Source organism: Streptomyces sp. NBC_01622, assembly GCF_045209635.1.
In the GTDB taxonomy this organism is placed as follows: Bacteria; Actinomycetota; Actinomycetes; order Streptomycetales; family Streptomycetaceae; genus Streptomyces.
This window is the reverse complement of record NZ_CP109293.1, coordinates 2917040-2939381: the sequence shown is the minus strand read 5'-3', so window position 1 is coordinate 2939381 and position 22342 is coordinate 2917040. Positions and strand designations below refer to the sequence as shown.

The window sequence follows — 22342 nt, the reverse complement described above, 5'->3', positions numbered from 1 at the left end:
AACATTGCCTGCCGCGGCACTGGCCGCCGCGCTCGCGGTCGGCGGTGCCACCCCCGCCCTGGCGGCCACGGCCGCCCCACCGCAACTCGTCAAGGACCCCAGCGCCTACGTCGATCCGCTGATCGGTACCAAGAACGGCGGCAATGTCTTCCCGGGCGCCGTCGTGCCCTTCGGCATGCTCTCCTGGAGCCCGGAGAACACCAGAGGCAGCGCGACGAGCACGGCCGCACCAGGCGGCTACCAGTACGACGCCACCCGCATCCGCGGCTTCAGCCTCACCCACATGTCCGGCACGGGCTGCGCGGGCGGCAGCGGCGACATCCCGTTCTTCCCGTACACCGGCGAGGTCACCTCCTCACCCGCGAGCGACACCAAGGACGCCGTCTACGCCTCCGACTTCAGCCACACCGCCGAGACCGCCGAGCCCGGCCACTACAAGGTCGGCCTCGCGTCCGGTGTCACCGCCGACCTCACCGCGACGGCCCGCACCGGTTCCGGCCGCTTCACGTACCCCGCCGACAAGCCGGCCTCCCTCCTGATCCGCACCGCCAACTCCGAGGTGGGCTCCACCGATTCGTCGGTCACCATCGACCCGGCGACCCGCACGGTCTCCGGCTCGGTCACCTCCGGCAACTTCTGCGGCTACCTCGACCCCGAGGGCCAACGCGCCTACTACACCCTGTACTTCACCGCCACCTTCGACCGCGCCTTCAAGACCACCGGCACCTGGCAGGACGACAAGCTGACCCCGGGGTCGACGTCCGCGTCCGGCGGCACGGGCGGCTTCACCAACGGCGGCCGTCCCGTCGCGGGCAAGGGCGCGGGCGGCTACGTCGAGTTCGAGCCCGGCACCGGCCCGGTCGGCGTCAAGGTCGGTATCTCGTACGTCAGTCGGGCTGGCGCCGAGGCCAACCTCGCGGCGGAGAACCCGCCGAAGCGCTCCTTCGGCGCGGTCGAGGACGCGGCGCACCGCGCCTGGCGCGAACAACTCGGCGCCATCAAGGTCGGCGGCGGCACCGACACCGAACGCACCACCTTCTACACCGCGCTCTACCACTCCCTCCTGCACCCGAACGTCATCAGCGACGCCGACCGCAGATATACGGGCAGCGACGGCAAGGTGCACAAGGTCGGGCGGGGTCACGACGCGCAGTACGGCACCTTCTCCGGTTGGGACATCTACCGGTCGCAGGTCCAGCTGCTCACCCTCCTCAACCCGCGCACCGGCTCTGACATCGCGCAGTCCCTCTACGAACTCGCCCAGCAGAACGGCGGGATCTGGGACCGCTGGCTGCACGGCGCGAGCGGTACGCACGTCATGAACGGCGACCCCTCGCCCACCGCCCTGGCCGGTATCCGCGCCTTCGGCGGCACCGACTTCGACCTCAAGGGGGCCCTCGCCTCCCTCGTTCAGGCGGCGACCGTACCGACCGCCCAGGACCTGTCCTCCTCGGGCAAGCCGGTGCTCTCGGTGGGTCAACGGCCGTCCCTGGACAAGTACTTGAACCTGCACTACATGCCGTCCGTCTCCAACGCCTGGGGCGGCGCCGCCGAGACGCTGGAGATGTCCACGGCGGACTTCGCGCTCTCCCAACTCGCCACGGCGGCAGGGAGGAAGAACACGGCGGCGGACTTCGCCAAGCGCGCCCAGTGGTGGCAGAACAACTTCAACATCGCCGCCGACCCCACCGGCGGCTACATCGCCAACCGCAAGGCGGACGGCAGTTGGGTCACCGGCTTCACCCCGGGCACCGGCAACGGCTTCGTGGAGGGCACGGCCGCCCAGTACACCTGGATGGTCCAGCACAACCCGGCGGGCCTCTTCGCGGCGATGGGCGGCACGGACAAGGCGCTGGCCCGCCTCGACTCCTTCTTCCATGAGGCGGACGGGAGTTGGGCCTTCACGGGCAGCGGCGGCGACAAGTCCGAGCTGGACAACGAGCCGTCCGTCAACGTCCCCTACCTCTACGACTACGCGGGCGCGCCCTACAAGACCCAGGAGACGGTCAGGGCGGCCATGAAACAGCTCTGGACGACCGACCCCGCCGGCATCCCCGGCAACGACGACCTCGGCGAGATGTCCTCCTGGTACGTCTTCTCCGCGCTCGGCATGTACCCCCAGGTCCCCTCCCGCGCCGAACTCACCCTCGCCTCACCGCTGTTCGAGCGCATCGAGATCAAGCGCCCGCACGGCAACGACATCTCCATCCACGCGCAGGGCGCGGCGGCCGACGCCCCGTACATCCAGTCCCTGAAGGTCAACGGCACTGCCAGCGAGCGCCCTTGGCTCTCCTCCTCGATCGTCAGGAACGGCGGCACCCTCGACTACACCCTCTCCACCACCCCGAACCGCACCTGGGGCAGCGACCCCGCCGACGCCCCGCCGTCCTTCCGCACCGGCGAACAGCCGTACCAGATCGGCGTCGGCCCGACCGCCGCGACCCTCGCGCCCGGCGCCACCACGAAGGTCAACATCAAGGCCCTGTCCCTGAGCGGCGGCACCGGACCCGAGGTCCGCTACAGCGTCGAGACGCCCGCAGGAGTCACGGCAACTCCCGCCCAGGGAACGGTGGTCGACGGCTCCCAGGACATCACCCTCACGGCCGCCGACGACGTCAAGCAGGGCTTCTACGACGTGAAGGTCACCGTCACCTCCGGCGACACGTCGTACGAGCAGCCGGTGTCCCTCACCGTCGCCGCGCCCGGCACCCTGCTCGCCGCCTACAACAACACGGGTGTCTCGGACGACACCGGTGAGCACGACGAGGCGGACTACGACGGGGGCGGCTGGAGCTACTCCCTCCAGGCCCTGGCCGCAGCCGGGGTCACCCCGGGCGGCACCGGCACGGTGGACGGGCTCGGCTTCACCTGGCCGAACTCGCCGAACGGGCGCCCGGACAACGTCTCGGCGGCCGGTCAGACCGTTCAACTCGCCCAGCCCGCCGCCAACTTGTCCTTCGTCGGCAGCGCGGTCAACGGCAACCAGCAGACCAAGGCGACCGTCACCTACACCGACGGCAGCGCCGACGTCATCGACCTGTCCTTCACGGACTGGACGGTCGGCGGGGGCGGCGGCACCGTGCAGTACGGCAACGAGGTCGTCGCCAGGACCGCGTACCGCAATGTCGCCGGTGCGGACAAGGACCCGGTCGTCACCTATGTGTTCGCCACCAAGCCCTTCGCGGCACCCACGGGCAAGACCATCAAGAGCGTGACACTTCCGGACGACCCGGATCTCCATGTGTTCACCCTTGCGGTGAACTGACGTCCACAATGTGTGCCCTCGTCCGTTCCGGTGGCGGGGGCACACCGTCGCGTGCGAGCATCCGCAGATGGTTAAACGGCCGCAGCTGCCCGAGGAGTTCAGGGCCGAAGCCCGTTCGGCCTTCGCTTTCCTGGTCGAGGGCGAGGGCTTCGCGCCGCCGGAGGACATAGACGGCGGCCTGCGCTATCTGCGCGCCGACCTGATGGTGCGCGTCTGGTTCCTGGGCGGCGCCGAATCGGAGGTCCTGACACGACTGATCCCCCTGGCGCCGGACGGCACCAGGGGGAACGGGGCTTGGCTGGACGACCTGTACAAGGCCGCCGCGTGCGGCCCGGCCCAGGACGTCCCCGTCTTCGCGTCGACCAGAAGAGGCGTGCTCAGACGGGTCCACCAGCACGCGGAGGCGTTGCGCAGGCTGCTGCCCCGCCTCCCCGTGCCGTGACCGTGCCCTCAGGCCAGCAGCTCCACCTCCGCGAGCGTCGAGGAGCCGTCCAGGACCAGGCGGTAATGGGCGTACGAGCCAGGTGACTTGACCGAGAACGCGCGCGTCTGCTTGTCCCAGGTGAAGGACTCGCCGGAGCGTTTGTCGAGCGTCTTCCACTTGGTGCCGTCGGTCGAGCCCTGAAGGGTCCAGCCGGTCGGTGCCTTGGTGTGGTCGGCCGACGACGTCAGCGTGTACTGGATGCCCTTGGTGGCCTTGGCGACCGGCAGGTCCACCGACGTCACCGTCGCGGCCGTGGCCGACGTGTTGTCGAACAGGGCGTCGTCACCGGTGAGTTGGTCGCTGCGGGGCGTCGGCACCTGGTCGTTCTTGGTGATCGACACCGGCGCCGCGTTCTTGCCGCTGCCCCACGCCGAGGGCTTGGAGCCCATGGAGAAGTCCAGCACTCCGCCCTTCTCCAGCAGCGAGTGCGGGAGCGAAGTCGACGTCCAGGCCTTGCCGTTGACCTTCAGGCTCTGGACGTAGACGTTCTTCGTGCTGTTCTTCGGCGCCTTGACGACCAGGTCCTTGCCGTTCTCCAGGTGGACGGTCGCCTTGGTGAACAGCGGGGAGCCGATGGTGTATTCACCGCTGCCCATCACCAGCGGGTAGAAGCCGAGCGCGGAGAAGAGGTACCAGGCCGACTGCTCGCCGTTGTCCTCGTCGCCGTGGTAGCCCTGCCCGATCTCGCTGCCGGTGTAGAGCCGTGACAGCACCTCACGCACGTCCTTCTGTGCCTTCCAGGGCTCGCCTGCCGCGTCGTACATGTAAGTGACGTGGTGGGCGACCTGGTTGGAGTGCCCGTACTGGCCCATGCGGACGTCCCGCGCCTCTGTCATCTCGTGGATGACGCCGCCGTAGGAGCCGACGGTGGCGGACGAGGCCTTCTCCGGGGTGGCGAAGTACTCGTCGAGCTTGTCGCCGAGGGCCTTCTGGCCGCCGTAGAGGTTGGCGAGGCCGCGGCTGTCCTGCGGGGCGGTGAAGGCGTAGCCCCAGCCGTCGGTCTCCGTGTAGTCGTAGCCCCAGATCTTCGGGTCGTAACTCGCCGAGTCCACCCGCCAGTTGCCCTTGGCGTCCTTGCCCTGGAAGAACCCGGCCTGCTTGTCGAAGAGGTTCACGTAGTCCTGGGCCCGGTTGAGGAAGTACTCCGACTCCTCCTTGTAGTGCTTCTCGCCGGTCTTCTTGTAGAGGGCCAGGCCCATCTGGGCGATGCCGTAGTCGTTGTTGTAGCCCTCCATGGCCCAGGAGAAGCCCTCGTTGGTGTCGGTGCTCGTGTAGCCGAGGAAGGGCGAGGTGGTCATGCCCTTGCGGCCGACGCCCGAGGAGGGCGGGACGACGGTGGCGTTCTTCACGGCCGCGTCGTAGGCCGACTTGGCGTCGAACTGCACGCCCTTGACGTACGCGTCCGCGAACGCGACGTCCGAGGAGGTGCCGGTCATCAGGTCCGCGTAGCCGGGGGAGGACCAGCGCGAGGTCCAGCCGCCGTCCTTGTACTGCTGCACGAACCCGTCGACCATCTCGCCCGCCTGACTGGGTGTCAGCAGTGAGTAGGCGGGCCAGGTGGTCCGATAGGTGTCCCAGAAGCCGTTGTTGACGTACACCTTGCCGTCGACGATCTTCGCGCCGGTGTGCGTCGGGGTGTCCTGGCTCGGCATCGGGGAGAACGGCGAGGCGTACTGGTAGGTCGAACCGACCTTCTCGAAGCCGGAGTTGGGGTACAGGTACAGCCGGTACATGCTGGAGTAGAGCGTGGTCAGCTGATCGGGTGTCGCCCCTTCCACCTCGACCTTGCCGAGCAGCTTGTCCCACACCTTCTGGGCCTGGTCCTTGACCGTGTCGAAGGAGGTGCCGTCCGGGATCTCCTGGCTCAGGTTGGCCTTCGCCTGGTCGACGCTGATCAGCGACGTGGCCAGCCGCAGGGTGACCGTGTGGTCGGCGCCCGCCTTGAACCGCAGATAGCCCTTGACCCCGCTGGAGGAGCCGTCCGTGACCGGCGCGTCGAACACGCCGTACACGAAGAGCCGGGTCGCGCCCGTGGACAGACCGGACTTGACGTCCGAGTAGCCGGTGACGGTCCCGTTGGTCTTGTCGAGGGTCAGGCCCGCCTGCTCGGTGACGTTGTCGAAGATGACGCTCGCGTCGTCGCCGGGGTAGGTGAAGCGCAGCGAGGCCGCGTGGTCGGTCGGGGCCATCTCGGCCTTGAGACGGTTCTCGAATGTGACGCCGTAGTAGTACGGGCGCGCGGTCTCGTTCTCGTGCTTGAACGCCAACTCCCGTGCGTTCGGGTCGGTGTTGGGGGTGCCCGAGGCCGCCGAGGGCATCACCTGGAAGGTCTGCCGGTCGCCCATCCAGGGGCTCGGCTCATGGCTCAGGCTGAGCGCCTGGAGCGTCGGCAGGTTGGCGTCGTTGTTCGCCCGCGCGTAGTCGTAGAGCCAGCTCAGGGACGACGAATTCGTCACCGGCGTCCAGAAGTTGAAGCCGTGCGGCAGCGCGGTGGCGGGGAAGTTGTTGCCGCGCGAGAAGCTGCCGCTGGAGTTGGTGCCCCGGGTGGTCAGCGCGTAGTCGGACAGATGCGCCTTCGGCTTCTCGGGCGCGACCGACTTGACGCTCACGTCGTCCAGCCAGCCGCGGAACCTCGCCGGCCCGCCGGGGGAGTCGTAGGCCAGCAGGATCCGGTCGACGGTCTTCCCGGCCGCGACCGAACCGATCCGCGAGAGGACGTTGTTCCACTGGTTGACGTAGAGGATCTTGGCCGCGCCCTGCCCCTGCGGGGTGAGCGCGAAGCCGTGCGAGTCCGTCGCGCCGAGGCCGCTGAGATAGGTGCCGTCGGTGAAGGCGAGGTCCACGGAGACGTTCGTGGCGTCGTAGTCGAGATCGCCGTCGGCCATCTGCGGGAAGATCTTGTACGACAGCGCGGTGTCCCGGCCGACGGCCACGTCCACGTCGAAGACCTTGTTGTACGAGTACGCCCGCCCCGTCGCCGTATGACGGCCCGCGTAGCGCAGTGCGCGCGTCCCGGTGAAGCCGGCGGCCGCCTTGGCGGTGGGGGAGCCGCTGGGGCCGTGGTCGACCAGCGAGAGCATGTCCTCGGGGACCGGGGCGGTGGTGCCGCCGGTCGAGAACTGGACATCGGCGATCTGCAGGATGTCGCCGCCGTTGTTCTTGCTCACGTCCAGCCGGAAGTGCTGGTACTCGGCCGGCTCGGCGAGGTCGTACGACTTGGTCTGGAACCGTGCCGAGAACGACTCGCCGGAGCGGGTGTCGACGGTCTTCCAGTCCTTGCCGTCGGTGGACCCCTGGAGGGTCCAGTCCTGCGGGTCGCGCTCGTCGTGGTCATTGGCCGAAGTGAGCGCGTACGTCACTATTTTGAGTGGCTTGTCGAGATCGAACTCGACCCAGCCCGTGGGTGCGAAGGTGAGCCACTTGGTGCCGGACTCGCCGTCGGCGAGGTTCTCCTTCACCTCGCCCGCACCGGTGTTCTCGCCGCTCGCCCGCAGGTCCGTGACATGGTCGTCCACATTGCCGGGGATACCGCTGGTGTATCCCCCGTCGACGCCGGAAGCCCGCTTGGAGCCGTCCGGCGCGGTGTCCACGGTGTTGAGCCAGTCCGGTGCCGGATCACCCGCCTCGAAGGAGGAGGCGAACTCCCCGGCCGGAGCGGGGGCCTTGACGGGCAGCGCGACGGCCGCCCCCTGTGAACCCGCCACCAGAGCGACGGCGGCCACCGAGACGGCCGCCGAACCCCACCATCTGTGATGCATACGAGGGCATCCTCCCTGCACGTGGGACAACGTTGTCAATTTCGACGCGCAGGCAACAGTAGGGAGTCAAGTGGCCAGGGATGTCAAGGGTGTTGAGTGCGGCATTCGCGCGCAATAGCGGGGATTTCTCCGGCATCGAACGCACAGGGCCTTCATATTTCCGCGAGGTCTCACTTCGGAAAAGACCGACAACCTACCCTGCATTCGATCTTGCTCTGTCGACCGGAAGTGGACTATACCTGTCGCGTTCGACACCGCTCTCGCAGCAGCACGCACGAAGTACCTCTGCACGACCAAGCTCGACCTGACCGCGGTGCCGGGGAGGATCCGGTTCACCGCCTGAGTCCTGTTGAAGGCGAGGACTTGAGCATGGGATCCACTTCAGCCGAGAACAACGGTTCCAATGGCGTCGGCCGCCGTGATCTGATCAAGAGGTCGGCCGCACTCGGTCTGATCTCCGTACCCACGATGAGTTTCCTGTCCGCGTGTGCCAGCGGTGGCGGGAACGGCAGCAGCAGTGACGACAGCACCAAGGGCACCACGTCGAAGTCGAATCCCTTCGGTGTGAAGAAGGGCAGCACGCTCGACGTCGTCGTCTTCAAGGGCGGTTACGGCGACGACTACGCGAAGGCGTGGGAAGCCAACTTCAAGACGAAGATCGGCGTCAGTTCCACCCACACCGGAACGCAGGAGATCACCGGCAAGCTGCAGCCCCGCTTCAACGCGGGCAACCCGCCGGACATCGTCGACGACTCCGGCGCCCAGCAGATCAAGATCGACGTCCTGTACAAGAACGGTCAGCTGCTCGACCTTTCACCGGTACTGGACGCGCCCGCGATCGACGACCCGACCAAGAAGGTCCGCGATCTGCTGATCCCCGGCACCCTCGACCCGGGTGTGCAGGAGGGCAAGGTCGTCGCCCTCAACTACATCTACACGGTGTGGGGGCTGTGGTACTCCGGCAAGCTCTTCAAGGAGAAGGGCTGGACCCCGCCGAAGACCTGGGACGAGTTCATCGCCGTGTGTCAGAAGGCGAAGGCGGCCGGTATCGGCGGTCTCGCGCACCAGGGCAAGTACCCGTACTACATCAACGTGGCCATCATGGACCTCATCGCCAAGAAGGGCGGGATCGACGCCGTCAAGGCGATCGACAACCTCGACCCGAAGGCGTTCGTCGGCTCGGCCGCCGCGCAGGCCGGGATCGAGGCGATCTACGAGGTCGTGGAGAAGGGCCTGTTGATGCCCGGCACCAACGGCCTGACCCACACCGAGTCGCAGACGCGCTGGAACCAGTACAAGGCCGCCTTCATCACCTGCGGTTCCTGGCTGGAGAACGAGCAGCTCAAGCTGACGCCCACGGACTTCGACATGAAGTTCCTGCCGATGCCGCTGCTGGCCGACAGCAAGATGCCGTTCGAGGCGATCCGGGCCGGCTCCGGCGAACCCTTCATCATCCCGGCGAAGGCCAAGAACCTCCCCGGCGCCAAGGAGTTCATGCGCCACATGCTCTCCAAGGAGTGGTCGACGCTCTTCGCCAAGGAGGCCAACTCGCTCACCATCCTCAAGGACGGTGTCGACTCCAGCGTCACCCTGCGCCCGGGCACCCAGTCCACGGTCGACGCGTCCAAGGCGGCCGGTGCCAACACCTTCCGCTACCTCTACCCCGACTGGTACAGCGAGATGGACACCTCCATCCAGAACGCGTCCAACGAGCTGATGGCCAAGCGCATCCAGCCCAAGGAGTGGCTGAAGCGCTGCCAGGCCGCAGTCGACAAGCAGGCGAAGGACCCGGCGTCCAAGAAGAACGTGCACTCCTGATCACAACGCCTGATCGCACCACCTGATCACGCTCGGGACACCAGGGGCAGGAAACGCCAATGCGCAAAGGGCAGTACAGGTTCGTCGCGGGATTTCTCTTCGTTCCCGTGGCGCTCTATCTGATCTTCGTGATCTGGCCGTACATCCAGACGTTCGGCTATTCGCTGACCGACTGGAAGGGCGAGTCACAGACCTTCAAGTTCGTCGGACTGGACAACTATCGAGCGCTGCTCCACGACGACGTCTTCAAGGAGGCCATCTGGCACAACCTCCTGTTCCTGGTGTTCATCCCCGTGATCACCATTCTGCTCGCCCTCTTCTTCGCCTTCATGGTCAACGCGGGAGGACGCAGCAAGGCCGGCGGCGTGCAGGGAGTCGCCGGTTCCGGGTTCTACAAAATCGTCTACTTCTTCCCGCAGGTGCTGTCGCTGGCGATTCTCGCGGTGCTGTTCAACGCGGTGTACCGCAGTGACGGCGGCGGTCTGCTCAACGGTTTCCTGATCAAACTCCACCTGGTGGACGCAAACAATCCGGTGGAGTGGCTCAACGAGCCCAACATGGTGCTGTGGGCGCTGATGGCGGTCGTGGTGTGGCACGGCGTCGGTTTCTATCTGGTGCTGTTCTCCGCGGCCATGCAGTCCATTCCGCGGGACATCTACGAGGCGGCCCTGATCGACGGCGCGAACCGCTCCCAGTCCTTCTTCCGGATCACCCTGCCGCTGCTCTGGGAGACCGTTCAGACGGCCTGGGTGTATCTCGGCATCATCGCGATGGACATGTTCGTCCTGGTCTCCTCCATGACCTCGAACATGGGCGCCTACGGAGGCGGTCCCGACCATGGCAGCGACGTCATGTCGACCGTGATGATGCGCAACTTCCTCTACTTCGGGAAGAGCGGCTACGCCTGCGCGATGGGCGTCGTCATGCTGCTGCTCACCCTGGTCCTGTCCGTGGTCACGCTGCGCGCCACCCGCCGTGAGCGCATCGAGTTCTGAGCGGGAGACATACGACGATGAGCGCACCCCTGAAGGAGACCGCCCCCACGGGCGGCACCGTCCCGCCGCAGCCGTCGGTGGGGAAGCCCAGCGCCCGGGCCGGTGAGCCGCGCGGCGAGGGCACCGTACTGAACGTGTTCTCGCACGGCTTCCTGGCCCTGTGGGCCCTGCTGATCGTGCTGCCGCTGCTGTGGCTGGTGCTCAGCTCGTTCAAGACCGACGTGCAGATCGGCAACTCGGCCTTCGGCTGGCCGCACAACTGGTCGTTCGACGTGTTCCGGCGGGCCTGGGACAAGGGCATCGGCGACTACTTTCTGAACACCTTGATCGTGCTGGTGTTCTCGGTGCCGCTGACGATGCTGTTCGGCTCGATGGCCGCGTACGTGCTGGCCCGCTACCAGTTCTGGGGCAACCGGCTGCTGTACTACTTCTTCGTCGCCGGCGCGATGTTCCCGGTGTTCCTCGCGCTGGTGCCGCTGTTCTTCATGGTCAAGCGCCTCGACATGCTGAACACGTACCAGGGGCTGATCCTGGTCTACATCGCCTACTCGATGCCGTTCACGGTGTTCTTCATGCACGCGTTCTTCCGGACGCTGCCCACGGCGGTCTTCGAGGCGGCGATCCTCGACGGCGCCTCGCACACCCGGACGTTCTTCCAAGTGATGTTGCCGATGGCCAAGGCCGGGTTGATCAGCGTCGGCATCTTCAACACCCTCGGCCAGTGGAACCAGTTCATCCTGCCGACGGTCCTGATGCAGCCGCAGAGCGGCTCGGACCCGGAGCGCTATGTCCTCACGCAGGGGCTCATCCAACTCCAGCAGCAACAGGGCTACGCCTCCGACCTGCCCGTTCTCTTCGCGGGTGTCACGATCGCCATGATCCCGATGCTGGTCGTCTACCTGTCGTTCCAGCGCCAGGTGCAGTCCGGTCTGACTTCGGCGACGCTCAAGTAGCCCGCTGGGACGACGCGACAGGAAGAGATCGTTCCGCCACCGCTTCCGGCAGGCCGGGAGCGGTGGTCACGTATGTGTCCGGGAACCCGGATGCGGTTCAACCTCTTGACGGGAGGCGACCCTAACGGCTCAGCTTAGAGTTCACTAGTTGGACATAGACGGGGCCTCATCGATGCGGTCCCGCGCGCAGGAGGTCGTCGTGGAGACTCCGGGGTCGCAGTCGTCGCTGCACCGAGCGAATCTAGAGCGGGTCGTGCGAGCGGTGCGGCTGGCCGGGTCGCTCACCCAGGCGGAGATCGCGAGGACGACGGGTCTGTCCGCTGCGACGGTCTCCAACATCGTGCGCGAGCTCAAGGACGGCGGAACGGTCGAGGTCACGCCGACTTCGGCGGGCGGTCGCCGGGCCCGCAGCGTGTCGCTGAGCGGGGACGCCGGCATCGTCATCGGCGTCGACTTCGGGCACACGCATTTGCGCGTCGCGGTCGGAAATCTCGCCCATCAGGTGCTGGCCGAGGAGTCCGAACCCGTCGACGTGGACGCCTCCTCCACGCAGGGCTTCGACCGGGCGGAAGAGCTGGTCAACCGGCTGATCGCGGCGACCGGAGTGGACCGTTCCAAGATCGCCGGGGTGGGCCTCGGCGTGCCCGGGCCGATCGACGTGGAATCGGGCACCCTGGGCTCCACCGCCATCCTCCCGGGCTGGACCGGCACCAGACCCGCCGAGGAGCTCGGCAGCCGTCTGGGTGTACCGGTGCACGTGGACAACGACGCCAACCTCGGCGCCCTCGGTGAGCTGGTCTGGGGCAGCGGCCGGGGGGTCAGGGACCTGGCCTACATCAAGGTCGCGAGCGGGGTCGGTGCGGGACTGGTCATCAACGGCAAGATCTACCGGGGCCCGGGTGGCACAGCGGGAGAAATCGGACATATTACCCTTGATGAGTCCGGCCCTGTCTGCCGTTGCGGAAACCGGGGCTGCCTGGAGACCTTCACGGCCGCGCGCTATGTGCTGCCGCTCCTCCAGGGCAGTCACGGCACCGACCTGACCATGGAGGGAGTCGTACGACTGGCGCGGGACGGAGACCCGGGCTGTCGTCGGGTGATCGCCGACGTCGGCCGACACATCGGCAGTGGAGTCGCCAATCTCTGCAATTTGCTGAACCCGAGCCGAGTGGTCCTCGGTGGCGATCTCGCCGAGGCCGGTGAGCTGGTGCTCGGGCCGATCAGGGAGTCTGTCGGCCGCTATGCGATCCCTAGTGCGGCGCGTCAACTGTCCGTTCTCCCGGGGGCACTTGGAGGCCGTGCGGAGGTGCTCGGAGCGCTCGCTCTCGCGCTAAGCGAGATGGGCGATTCGACCCTTTTGGATGGGTCGCTGACTGCGGCCACACCTGCCTTCACTTAGAGAACGCACGACGCCGTTGCCATCTCGTTAAGTATTTACTTCTTGACGTCGCACGCGTGGCCGAGTTGACTTCCAGCCACCTCGGCCGCAACGACGCGGCCTCGTCAGGGAGGTTTCTGAAGTGAACACGCGTATGCGTCGTGCCGCCGTTGCTGTCATCGCCACCACGATGGCCGTCTCGCTGGCCGCCTGTGGCAAGGCCGGCGACAAGAAGTCCGACAGCAGCTCCTCCAGCTCCTCGGGCGGTACCAGCGCCAAGATCGGTCTGCTCCTGCCCGACAGTGTCACCACGCGGTACGAGAAGTTCGACAAGCCGTACTTCGAGGCCAAGGTCAAGGAGCTCTGCTCCGGCTGCACCGTCGAGTACAACAACGCCAACGCCAGCGCGGCCACCCAGGCCCAGCAGGTCAGCAGCATGATCACCAAGGGCGTCAAGGTCATCGTGATCAGCGCCCAGGACTCCGCCGCGATCAAGTCCTCGATCCAGCAGGCGGTCGACAAGGGCATCAAGGTCGTCGCGTACGACCGTCTGGCCCAGGGCCCGGTCTCGGCCTACGTCTCCTTCGACAACGTCCAGGTCGGCAAGCTCCAGGGTGAGGCCCTCCTCGCCGCGCTCGGCTCGAAGGCCACCCCGTCGGCGAACGTCGTCATGATCAACGGTGACGACGCCGACCCGAACGCCGCGCAGTTCAAGAAGGGCGCCCACGAGGCCCTCGACGGCAAGGTCAAGATCGCCTACGAGCAGTCCGGCCTGTGGAAGGACACCGTCGCCGGGCAGAAGATGTCCGCGGCCATCACGCAGCTCGGTGCCAGCAAGATCGCGGGCGTCTACTCCGCCAACGACGGCATGGCCGGTGGCATCGCCACCGTCCTCAAGGGCGCCAAGATCAGCGGCATCCCGCTGACGGGCCAGGACGCGGAGCTCGCCGGTATCCAGCGCATCGTCGCCGGTACCCAGTCCAGCACCGTCTACAAGGCCTTCAAGCCGGAGGCCGAGGCGGCCGCCACCCTCGCCGTCGACCTGGCGCAGGGCAAGAGCATCTCCTCGCTCGCCACCACGACCCAGACCAGCGGCTCCGGCAACAAGGTGCCCTCGCAGCTGCTGACCCCGGTGTCGGTCACCAAGGCCAACATCAAGGACACGGTCATCAAGGACGGTCTCTACACCGTCGCGCAGATCTGCACCTCGGAGTACGCCGCGGCGTGCAAGACGGCCGGTCTGCAGTAACCACCGCCCAGCGGTGACAAAGCCCCTTCGGCGTCCGCCCCACCTTCAAACCCCGCTGTGGGGCGGGCGCCGATCGGAACCCGTGCGAACGCAGCCGTTGCCAACTGGCACCGGCCGCGCGCATGTTCATCTTGTAAATCTGTGCCTAGGCACAACCCTCCGCGGCTTTTGACAAGCGCGGCATCCCCGCCGGTCAGGCGGCGAAGGAGATGGTTCACGTGTCCGCTACGCCCGTGCTGGCGTTGCGCGGAGTCTCCAAGCGATTCGGTGCGGTGCAGGCCCTCACCGACGTAGAGCTGGAGGTTCACGCCGGAGAAGTGGTCGCACTGGTCGGCGACAACGGCGCAGGAAAGTCCACCCTGGTGAAGACGATCGCCGGAGTGCACCCCATCGATGAAGGAGTCATCGAATGGGAGGGCAGCCCGGTCAGCATCAACAAGCCGCACGACGCCCAGGGACTCGGCGTCGCGACGGTCTACCAGGACCTCGCGCTGTGCGACAACCTCGACGTCGTCGGCAACCTGTACCTCGGGCGTGAGCTGCTTCGCCGTGGCGTCATCGACGAGGTCACGATGGAGAAGAACTCCCGCGAACTGCTGAGCACTCTCTCCATCCGCATCCCGAGCGTGCGGATCCCGATCGCCAGCCTCTCCGGTGGCCAGCGGCAGGTCGTCGCCATCGCCCGCGCGCTGATCGGTGACCCCAAGGTCGTCATCCTCGACGAGCCCACCGCCGCCCTCGGCGTCGAGCAGACCGCTCAGGTCCTCGACCTGGTCGAGCGGCTGCGCGAGCGCAACCTCGGCGTCATCCTCATCAGCCACAACATGGCCGACGTCAAGGCGGTCGCCGACACCGTCAACGTGCTGCGCCTGGGCAAGAACAACGGCTCCTTCCCGGTGAAGGACACCAGTCAGGAAACGATCATCGCCGCGATCACCGGTGCCACGGACAACGCCGTGACCCGTCGTGCGGTGCGCAGCACGGAGGCGGCAAAGTGAGCGACACGTCCAACACCGTGAAGAAGGAATCGGCGGAGTCGCAGACCACCGTCGCTCCCGCCGACGACCCCACGGCCGCGGCCGTCTCGGTCGTCGACCCGCGTCTGCTGATCCGCGAAGAGGGCTTCAAGGGCTACATCACCGAGTTCAAGCGCAAGGTCAAGGGCGGTGAGCTCGGCTCGCTGCCGGTCGTCGCCGGTCTGATCGTCATCGGCGTCATCTTCCAGCTGCAGAACAGCCGGTTCCTGAGCGCGGACAACCTGTCCAACATCAGCTACTACCTGTCGGCCACCGGCATGCTCGCCGTCGGCCTGGTCTTCGTGCTGCTGCTCGGCGAGATCGACCTGTCCGTCGGCTCGGTCAGCGGTCTGGCGTCCACGCTGTTCGCCGTCTTCGTGGTCAACCACGGGATGAACGGCTGGCTGGCGCTGGTCCTGACCATCGTGACCGGTATCGGCATCGGCGCACTGCAGGGCTTCTTCTTCGCGAGGATCGGTGTACCGGCCTTCGTCGTGACACTGGCGGGCTTCCTGGGCTGGAACGGTCTGATGCTGTGGCTGCTCGGTTCGAGCGGCACCATCAACATTCCGGACAGCGGTCCGGTGCACCTGCTCGGCCAGAGCTCGTTCTTCATGGACCAGTCGATCGCGGGCGCCTACATCCTGGCCGCCCTTGGCACCGCCTCCCTGCTCTTCGGCTCGCTGATCGACCAGCGCCGCCGCAAGGCCGCCGGGGTGCCCTTCCGGCCCACCAGCGAGATCGCGCTGCGGGTCGGTCTGCTCGCCGTGGCCGCGTTCGTCACCGCGGCGGTGCTGAACTCGTCGGCCGGTGTCTCCAACTCGCTGGTGATCTTCCTCGCCTCCCTGGTGATCGTGGACTTCGTGCTCCGCCGTACCCCGTACGGCCGCAAGGTCTTCGCGGTCGGCGGCGGCATCGAGGCCGCTCGCCGTGCCGGTATCAACGTGTCCATGATCCGGATCACCGTGTTCGCCATCTCCGGCGGCTTCGCGGCGGTCGGCGGTATGTTCTTCGCCGGCCAGACCCAGAGCGCCACGCTGAACGCCGGTGGTGGCAACACCCTGATGCTGGCCATCGCGGCGGCGGTCATCGGCGGTACGAGCCTCTTCGGTGGCCGCGGCACCGTCTGGTCCGCCCTCCTGGGCATGCTCGTCATCCAGTCGATCCAGACCGGTCTCGACCTGCTCAACATGAACACGTCGATCCAGTACATGATCACGGGTGGCGTTCTGCTCGGCGCGGTCGTCATCGACTCGGTCTCCCGCAAGAGCCAGAAGGCGGCAGGTCGCGGCTGACCTGCGTCCTTTCGGACCAGTGCCCGGTGCCGATCGCGGTACCGGGCACAGTCATGTCGTAGGAAAGGCCGTAGGAAAGGCCGTTCTTGGGTACAGCCGATCGCGTGACGTATGACGCACGGCCCGGGCGTCGTCCGCAAAGGCGGAACATTAGACTCGACAAGCCCGGCAACAGCTCGATCAGCTCTACTCGCAAGGAGGCACGGGTGCCGCTGCTGACCCGCATCAGGGGACCGCGCGATCTGGACCGGCTCAGCCTGGAGCAGCTGGACCAGCTGGCCGAGGAGATCCGGACCTTCCTCGTCGACGCCGTCTCCAAGACCGGCGGCCACCTCGGCCCGAACCTCGGTGTGGTCGAGCTGACCATCGCCCTGCACCGCGTCTTCGAGTCCCCGAAGGACCGGGTGCTGTGGGACACCGGCCACCAGTCCTACGTCCACAAGCTGCTCACCGGCCGCCAGGACTTCTCCAGGCTGAAGCAGAAGGGCGGCCTGTCCGGCTACCCCTCGCAGGCCGAGTCCGAGCACGACGTCATCGAGAACTCGCACGCCTCCACGGTCCTCGGCTGGGCCGACGGCCTCGCCAAGGCCAACCAGGTGCTGAAACGCGACGACCACGTGGTCGCCGTGATCGGTGACGGCGCGCTGACCGGCGGTATGGCCTGGGAGGCGCTGAACAACATCGCCGACGCCAAGGACCGCCCCCTCGTCATCGTCGTCAACGACAACGAGCGGTCGTACGCACCGACCATCGGCGGCCTCGCGAACCACCTGGCGACCCTGCGGACCACCGACGGCTACGAGCGCTTCCTGGCCCGCGGCAAGGACCTCCTGGGGCGCACCCCGGTCGTCGGCAAGCCCCTCTACGAGACGCTGCACGGCGCGAAGAAGGGCCTGAAGGACTTCATCGCCCCGCAGGGCATGTTCGAGGACCTCGGCCTCAAGTACGTCGGCCCCATCGACGGTCACGACATCGAGGCGATGGAGTCCGCGCTCGCCCGCGCCAAGCGGTTCGGCGGCCCGGTGATCGTCCACGTCCTCACCGAGAAGGGCCGCGGCTACCAGCCCGCCCTCCAGGACGAGGCCGACCGCTTCCACGGCATCGGCCCCATCCACCCCGACACGGGCCTGCCGATCAAGGCCTCCGGCGCCGACTGGACCTCCGTCTTCGGCGACGAGATGGTCGCGCTCGGGCAGGAGCGCGAGGACATCGTCGCGATCACCGCCGCGATGCTCCAGCCGGTCGGCCTGAAGAAGTTCGCCGACGCCTTCCCGAACCGCATCTACGACGTCGGCATCGCCGAGCAGCACGGCGCGGTCTCCGCGGCGGGCCTCGCCACGGGCGGTCTGCATCCGGTGTTCGCGGTGTACGCCACATTCCTGAATCGTGCCTTCGACCAGGTCCTCATGGATGTCGCTCTCCACAAGTGCGGTGTGACCTTCGTACTGGACCGGGCCGGCGTCACCGGCACCGACGGCGCCTCCCACAACGGCATGTGGGACATGTCGATCCTCCAGGTCGTCCCGGGCCTCAGGCTCGCCGCCCCGCGCGACGCCGACCAGGTCCGCGCCCAGCTCCGCGAGGCCGTCCAGGTCAAGGACGCGCCCACCGTGGTCCGCTTCTCCAAGGGCGCGGTCGGCCCGGCCGTACCGGCTGTGGGCCGGATCGGCGGCATGGACGTGCTGCGCGCGCCCGGCACCGACGCCCCGGACGTACTGCTGGTCTCCGTCGGCGCGCTGGCACCGATGTGCCTGGAGATCGCCGACCTCCTCGACAAGCAGGGCATCACCACCACCGTCGTCGACCCGCGCTGGGTCAAGCCCGTCGACGAGGCCATGGCCCCGCTCGCGGAGCAGCACCGGGTGGTCGTCACCGTCGAGGACAACTCCCGTGTCGGCGGCGTCGGTTCGTCGATCGCACAGGCCCTGCGCGACGCCGGAGTGGATGTTCCGCTCCGCGACTTCGGCATCCCGCCGCGCTTCCTCGACCACGCCTCCCGCGCCGAGGTGATGACGGAGATCGGCCTCACCGCCCCGGACATCGCCCGACAGGTGACCGGCCTGGTCTCCAAGCTCGACGGCCGCTTCGACCGCCCCACGGCGGAGGTCGACTCGGTGGAGTCCGCACGCGACTGACGCGTGACCGACACCGACGGACGGGCCGCTTCCACCACTCTTTGCAGTGGTGAAAGCGGCCCCTCCGCGTGAATCCACTCGCGCCGGGGCATGCGCAGTACACCCTCTCTCGATCATGTCGAGGACGCCAAGCGTGGGAGGTACACCCGTGAGCAGCACCCTCTTCCGGACGAAGAGAGTCGAACAGTCCATCCAGGACACCGAGGAACCGGAGCACGCGCTCAGGAAATCCCTCTCCGCCCTGGACCTGACCGTCTTCGGCGTCGGTGTCGTCATCGGCACCGGCATCTTCGTTCTCACCGGCACCGCCGCCAAGAACAACGCCGGCCCGGCGGTCTCCCTGTCCTTCGTCGTGGCCGGCGTCGTCTGTGCCCTCGCGGCGCTCTGCTACGCCGAGTTCGCGTCCACGGTCCCGGTGGCGGGCTCCGCCTACACCTTCTCGTACGCCTCCCTCGGCGAACTTCCCGCCTGGACCATCGGCTGGGACCTGGTCCTCGAACTCGCCCTCGGCACGGCGGTGGTGGCGGTCGGCTGGTCCGGCTACATCCACTCGCTGCTGGACAACGCGGGCTGGCATCTGCCCGAGGCGCTCAGCGGCCGGGACGGCGCCCACGGCTTCGGCTTCGACATCCTCGCCGCCGCGCTCGTCCTCGTCCTCACCGCGATCCTCGTCCTCGGCATGAAGCTCTCCGCACGCGTCACCTCCGTCGTCGTCGCCATCAAGGTCGCCGTCGTTCTCGTGGTGATCGTCGCGGGCGCCTTCTTCATCAAGGGCGACAACTACAAGCCGTTCATCCCCAAGGCCCAGTCGGTGGAGGCGGGCGGCAACCTCAAGGCCCCGCTCATCGAGCTGATGTTCGGCTGGGCGCCCTCCAACTTCGGCGTCATGGGCATCTTCACCGCAGCCTCCGTGGTCTTCTTCGCGTTCATCGGCTTCGACGTCGTCGCCACCGCCGCCGAGGAGACCCGCAACCCGCAGCGCGACGTCCCGCGCGGCATCCTCGGCTCACTGATCATCTGCACCACGCTGTACGTCGCCGTGTCGATCGTCGTCACCGGTATGCAGAAGTACAGCTCGCTGTCGATCGACGCACCCCTCGCGGACGCGTTCAAGGCCACCGGACACCCGTGGTTCGCGGGCCTGATCAGCTTCGGCGCCGCGATCGGCCTCACCACGGTGTGCATGATCCTGCTCCTCGGCCAGTCCCGCGTCTTCTTCGCCATGAGCCGAGACGGCCTCCTGCCCCGCTTCTTCTCCCACGTCCACCCGCGCTTCCGCACCCCGTACCGCCCGACCATCCTCCTGGGCGTGGTCATCGCGATCGTCTCGGGCTTCACGAGCCTCAGCCAACTCGCCGAACTGGTCAACATCGGCACCCTGTTCGCGTTCATCGTGGTCGCGATCGGCGTGATCATCCTCAGGAACAAGCGCCCCGACCTGCCCCGCTCCTTCCGCACCCCCCTGGTCCCGGCCCTCCCCGTCCTCTCGGTCCTGGCCTCCCTCTGGCTGATGCTCAACCTCCCCGCCGAGACCTGGCTCCGCTTCGCCATCTGGATGGCGATCGGCTTCGTCGTGTACTTCTTCTACGGCCGCACCCACAGCCGGCTGGGTCTGCAACAGGCGGCGGAAGCGGGCGGGGCACCGCAGTCGCCGAGCGGCACCGCGCACTAGGTGTATTGACCCGCAGGGTTGTTGACGCGGCTGATGGGTGGTTGGCCGCCGAGTGCGGTCTGGGTGCGGTTGAAGCGTTCGACCTTGCCGTTGGTCTGCGGCCGGCAGGCGCGGGTGAGTTTGCCGACCGCACCCAGGCAGCCTCGCGGCACAGGCGAGTGCGTGAGGGCCGCCTCCGGACCGTCCGACGACGGGGAATTCGTCCAACCTCAGGAAATCGGCGATGTCTTCCACACGTCCGCGGCAGCATCGACCACCCTACGGCCGGGCATGCGGGTCGAACCCCCGTAGCCGGGGCGGTCGTAGGCGAAGAGGTGGATGCCGTCACCCCAGGAATCGGAAACGCCGTCCGCCGACCGTCGGTGGGTCCCGGATATGACGGCCTCCGCTCGGCGCGAGGGCGACTTAGCGCGAAGCGCCCGGACCGAGGACCGCACGCGGCCCCGTGACCTCCGCCCCCAACTCCGACACCCTGCGCCGCAGTTCACGGTCCGCCGTGACCACCAGAGAGGGCCGGCCGCCGGCCTCGGCGACCAGTTCGACCATGCGGTCGTCGCCGCTGCCGGGGGCCGAGTCCACTCGTACGCCCGGGACGGACTCCACTCCACGGGCCGCGCCTTCCACCACGAGGACGATCTCCACGGGGTCCGTGCGGCCCGGCACACCGTCGCTCGCGAGGCGGTCGCGGAGGCGCTCCGCTGCGCCCTTGCGGTCCCGCCACCAGCCGTCGGGCACCGATCCGACGACGTTCGCGCCGTCGACGATCACGAGCAGGGGAGTGTCCTCGTCCATGGGGACAGGGTCCCATGGGGGCGGGGGGGGCGTCCGCCCGGTGAAAGGACCCGCCCAGCCGTAGAGGACCCGCCCCAATTACAGTGAACCGGTGAACGGCGACTGGCTCATACGCGGCCGTGACGGCCGGCTCAGTGTCTATCTGCCCTCGGGCGACGCCGTCCTGTGCCGGGCGGAACGCGGCCCCGACGGCCTCTGGGGCGCCCCGCGCACGGTGGGCGGCGACCAGAAGCTGCACCCGGGGCTGCTCGGCATCGGGCAGGGCGCGGACGGCTACGCCCACCTGGCGTCCTGGCGGCCCACGGTGCCCGGCGAATCCGGCCTGGTCCACTCCACACACTTCCGGCCCCGGCTCACCGCCCTCGACTGGACCCCGGTCGGCCACCCGGACAAGCGGGGCGACCGCACCGGCGTCCCGGCGGTCGCGGTCGACGCGGAGGGGCGGGCCCATCTCTTCGTGCGCAACACGGCGGGCGGGGTGAGCATGCTGGCCCAGCGGGAGAAGGGCGGTTGGGATCCGTGGCGCGACCTCAAGGGCAGCGACGTCCATGAGGACCTGGCCGCGGTGACGGGGGAGTCCGGCACGGTCGAGCTGTACGCGGCCGTGCCCGGCGCGATCCTGCACTGGCGCCAGCTGGAGCCGGGCGCGCAGCCGGTCCTGGAGGAGGCGATGGAGGCCAGGATCAGACCCGGCACGCTCCGTGCGGTGGCCACCTCTCCGGAGACGACCACCCTCTACTACACGGACGACTCCGGAGACCTCTGCACCTGGCGCCCCGGCGGCAAGCCGCTCACCCTGCTGACCTCCGCGGGCCCGGGTGCGGTCTCCGCCGTGCGCTGCGAACTCGACGGCCACGACTGCACGTTGCTCGCCCAGCGCTCGGCCAGCGGCCGGGTCGCCTTCGCCGCGTACCCCACGGAACAGGAGTCGGCGGGCGCCTGGTGGACCGAGTCGGGCCCCCAACTCCCGGCGGACGCCGAGGTTTCGCTCACCCTGGACGAGAACGACCGGGTCGCCGCGGCCACGTTGTCCCCGTCCACCGGCCAACTCCTGCTCGCCCGGCGCAAGGACGAGCCGGGGCTGGCGCTGGAGGCGTGGCGCGAGGTGTGAGTGCGCCATGATGGCCACCGTGGACACCGACATCCTGATCACCGCTTGGCGACATATCCTCGACGGCGCCGAAAAGCCGTGGGTCCTGTTCGAACATGGCACCTGCGTGCTGCTCGAAGAGCCCACCGGCGCCCCCGCCGAACAGGCCACCGAGATCCTGCGCGAGTTCGGACCCGTGCAGGTGGCGACGTCGGCGGGCGACTTCCGCGTACTCGAACTCAAGAACGGCGAGGGCTGGTTGGTGACCAGCCACCACCCGGACGTCGTCACCTTCGTCGCGACGGCCGAGCCCGACGACCCCTCGCATTTGGCCGTCGGCATGCTCGGCCGGGCCAAGCGCGACCAGGACGGCACCGAACTGCGCGTCGCCCACGTCGAGGACGCCCCCTGACATGCCGGTGCCCGGTACATCGGCCGATGT

At 67.9% G+C, this 22342-nt stretch carries 15 protein-coding genes and 2 pseudogenes; 13 read left to right on the top strand and 4 right to left on the bottom strand.

Translation table 11 applies throughout. From position 1 onward, the window contains the following. Positions 1 to 4: 4 nt before the first annotated feature. Both OH768_RS13400 and OH768_RS13395 read left to right on the top strand, forming a co-directional pair. Positions 5 to 3265 carry a GH92 family glycosyl hydrolase gene (locus OH768_RS13400; protein WP_406453335.1) on the top strand — a complete coding sequence of 1087 codons (3261 nt, stop codon included), beginning with the start codon at positions 5 to 7 and terminating at the stop codon, positions 3263 to 3265. Positions 3266 to 3332: 67 nt separating this feature from the next. Further along, the gene (locus OH768_RS13395) at positions 3333 to 3707 is read left to right on the top strand and encodes a hypothetical protein (protein ID WP_406453333.1); all 375 of its coding nucleotides are present in this window, start codon (positions 3333 to 3335) and stop codon (positions 3705 to 3707) included. Between the two features lie 8 nt (positions 3708 to 3715). Here OH768_RS13395 and OH768_RS13390 read toward each other — a convergent pair whose 3' ends face one another. Next, positions 3716 to 7507, bottom strand: a complete 3792-nt coding sequence (locus OH768_RS13390) for a GH92 family glycosyl hydrolase (protein ID WP_406453331.1) — start codon at positions 7505 to 7507, stop codon at positions 3716 to 3718. 369 nt (positions 7508 to 7876) lie between these two features. On the opposite strand from OH768_RS13390, the gene ngcE reads away from it, so the two are divergent. The 9 genes from ngcE to OH768_RS13345 all read left to right on the top strand — a co-directional run bounded on the left by ngcE (position 7877) and on the right by OH768_RS13345 (position 20018). After that, on the top strand, positions 7877 to 9325 hold the full coding sequence (gene ngcE / locus OH768_RS13385) for an N-acetylglucosamine/diacetylchitobiose ABC transporter substrate-binding protein (protein ID WP_406453329.1): 1449 nt from the start codon (positions 7877 to 7879) through the stop codon (positions 9323 to 9325). 59 nt (positions 9326 to 9384) lie between these two features. Beyond that, a complete protein-coding gene (locus OH768_RS13380) occupies positions 9385 to 10320 on the top strand; it encodes a carbohydrate ABC transporter permease (RefSeq protein ID WP_388111284.1) in 936 nt (311 codons plus the stop codon). 17 nt (positions 10321 to 10337) lie between these two features. After that, positions 10338 to 11273 (top strand): carbohydrate ABC transporter permease, encoded by a 936-nt coding sequence (locus OH768_RS13375; protein ID WP_406453327.1) that lies wholly within the window; start codon positions 10338 to 10340, stop codon positions 11271 to 11273. Between the two features lie 199 nt (positions 11274 to 11472). Next, positions 11473 to 12672, top strand: a complete 1200-nt coding sequence (locus OH768_RS13370) for an ROK family transcriptional regulator (RefSeq protein WP_262062514.1) — start codon at positions 11473 to 11475, stop codon at positions 12670 to 12672. Between the two features lie 121 nt (positions 12673 to 12793). Then, positions 12794 to 13900, top strand: a complete 1107-nt coding sequence (locus OH768_RS13365) for a sugar ABC transporter substrate-binding protein (RefSeq protein ID WP_406453325.1) — start codon at positions 12794 to 12796, stop codon at positions 13898 to 13900. A gap of 209 nt (positions 13901 to 14109) precedes the next feature. Continuing rightward, on the top strand, positions 14110 to 14898 hold the full coding sequence (locus OH768_RS13360) for an ATP-binding cassette domain-containing protein (RefSeq protein WP_381241841.1): 789 nt from the start codon (positions 14110 to 14112) through the stop codon (positions 14896 to 14898). Further along, positions 14895 to 16211, top strand: a complete 1317-nt coding sequence (locus OH768_RS13355) for a sugar ABC transporter permease (protein WP_406453323.1) — start codon at positions 14895 to 14897, stop codon at positions 16209 to 16211. Before OH768_RS13360 ends, OH768_RS13355 begins: the two co-directional genes overlap by 4 nt. Before the next feature lie 206 nt (positions 16212 to 16417). Next, on the top strand, positions 16418 to 18346 hold the full coding sequence (dxs, locus tag OH768_RS13350) for a 1-deoxy-D-xylulose-5-phosphate synthase (RefSeq protein WP_406453321.1): 1929 nt from the start codon (positions 16418 to 16420) through the stop codon (positions 18344 to 18346). A gap of 148 nt (positions 18347 to 18494) precedes the next feature. Next, positions 18495 to 20018: an amino acid permease gene (locus tag OH768_RS13345; RefSeq protein WP_406453319.1), complete on the top strand. Its 1524-nt coding sequence runs from the start codon at positions 18495 to 18497 to the stop codon at positions 20016 to 20018. Here OH768_RS13345 and OH768_RS13340 read toward each other — a convergent pair. The 3 genes and pseudogenes from OH768_RS13340 to OH768_RS13330 form a co-directional block, all read right to left on the bottom strand. Further along, positions 20015 to 20152: pseudogene (locus OH768_RS13340) on the bottom strand (IS481 family transposase); the annotation flags it as partial. The gene OH768_RS13345 and the pseudogene OH768_RS13340 sit on opposite strands and share 4 nt — an antisense overlap. A 1-nt stretch (position 20153) precedes the next feature. Then, positions 20154 to 20341: pseudogene (locus OH768_RS13335) on the bottom strand (alpha/beta fold hydrolase); the annotation flags it as partial. Positions 20342 to 20423: 82 nt separating this feature from the next. Beyond that, entirely contained in the window at positions 20424 to 20810 is a 387-nt protein-coding gene (locus tag OH768_RS13330) for an NTP pyrophosphohydrolase (protein WP_406453317.1), read from the bottom strand. Between the two features lie 91 nt (positions 20811 to 20901). On the opposite strand from OH768_RS13330, the gene OH768_RS13325 reads away from it, so the two are divergent. Both OH768_RS13325 and OH768_RS13320 read left to right on the top strand, forming a co-directional pair. Beyond that, the gene (locus OH768_RS13325) at positions 20902 to 21921 is read left to right on the top strand and encodes a hypothetical protein (protein WP_406453315.1); all 1020 of its coding nucleotides are present in this window, start codon (positions 20902 to 20904) and stop codon (positions 21919 to 21921) included. A 7-nt stretch (positions 21922 to 21928) separates the two neighbouring features. Next, entirely contained in the window at positions 21929 to 22312 is a 384-nt protein-coding gene (locus tag OH768_RS13320; protein WP_406453313.1) for a hypothetical protein, read from the top strand. Positions 22313 to 22342: the final 30 nt, after the last annotated feature.

Bases quoted from the DNA above. Each gene is read 5' to 3' on its own strand.
- ngcE (WP_406453329.1), top strand. From the start codon at position 7,877: ATGGGATCCACTTCAGCCGAGAACAACGGTTCCAATGGCGTCGGCCGC.
- OH768_RS13360 (WP_381241841.1), top strand. From the start codon at position 14,110: ATGGTTCACGTGTCCGCTACGCCCGTGCTGGCGTTGCGCGGAGTCTCC.
- OH768_RS13330 (WP_406453317.1), bottom strand. From the start codon at position 20,810: ATGGACGAGGACACTCCCCTGCTCGTGATCGTCGACGGCGCGAACGTC.
- OH768_RS13395 (WP_406453333.1), top strand. From the start codon at position 3,333: ATGGTTAAACGGCCGCAGCTGCCCGAGGAGTTCAGGGCCGAAGCCCGT.
- OH768_RS13375 (WP_406453327.1), top strand. From the start codon at position 10,338: ATGAGCGCACCCCTGAAGGAGACCGCCCCCACGGGCGGCACCGTCCCG.
- OH768_RS13320 (WP_406453313.1), top strand. From the start codon at position 21,929: ATGATGGCCACCGTGGACACCGACATCCTGATCACCGCTTGGCGACAT.
- OH768_RS13390 (WP_406453331.1), bottom strand. From the start codon at position 7,507: ATGCATCACAGATGGTGGGGTTCGGCGGCCGTCTCGGTGGCCGCCGTC.
- OH768_RS13380 (WP_388111284.1), top strand. From the start codon at position 9,385: ATGCGCAAAGGGCAGTACAGGTTCGTCGCGGGATTTCTCTTCGTTCCC.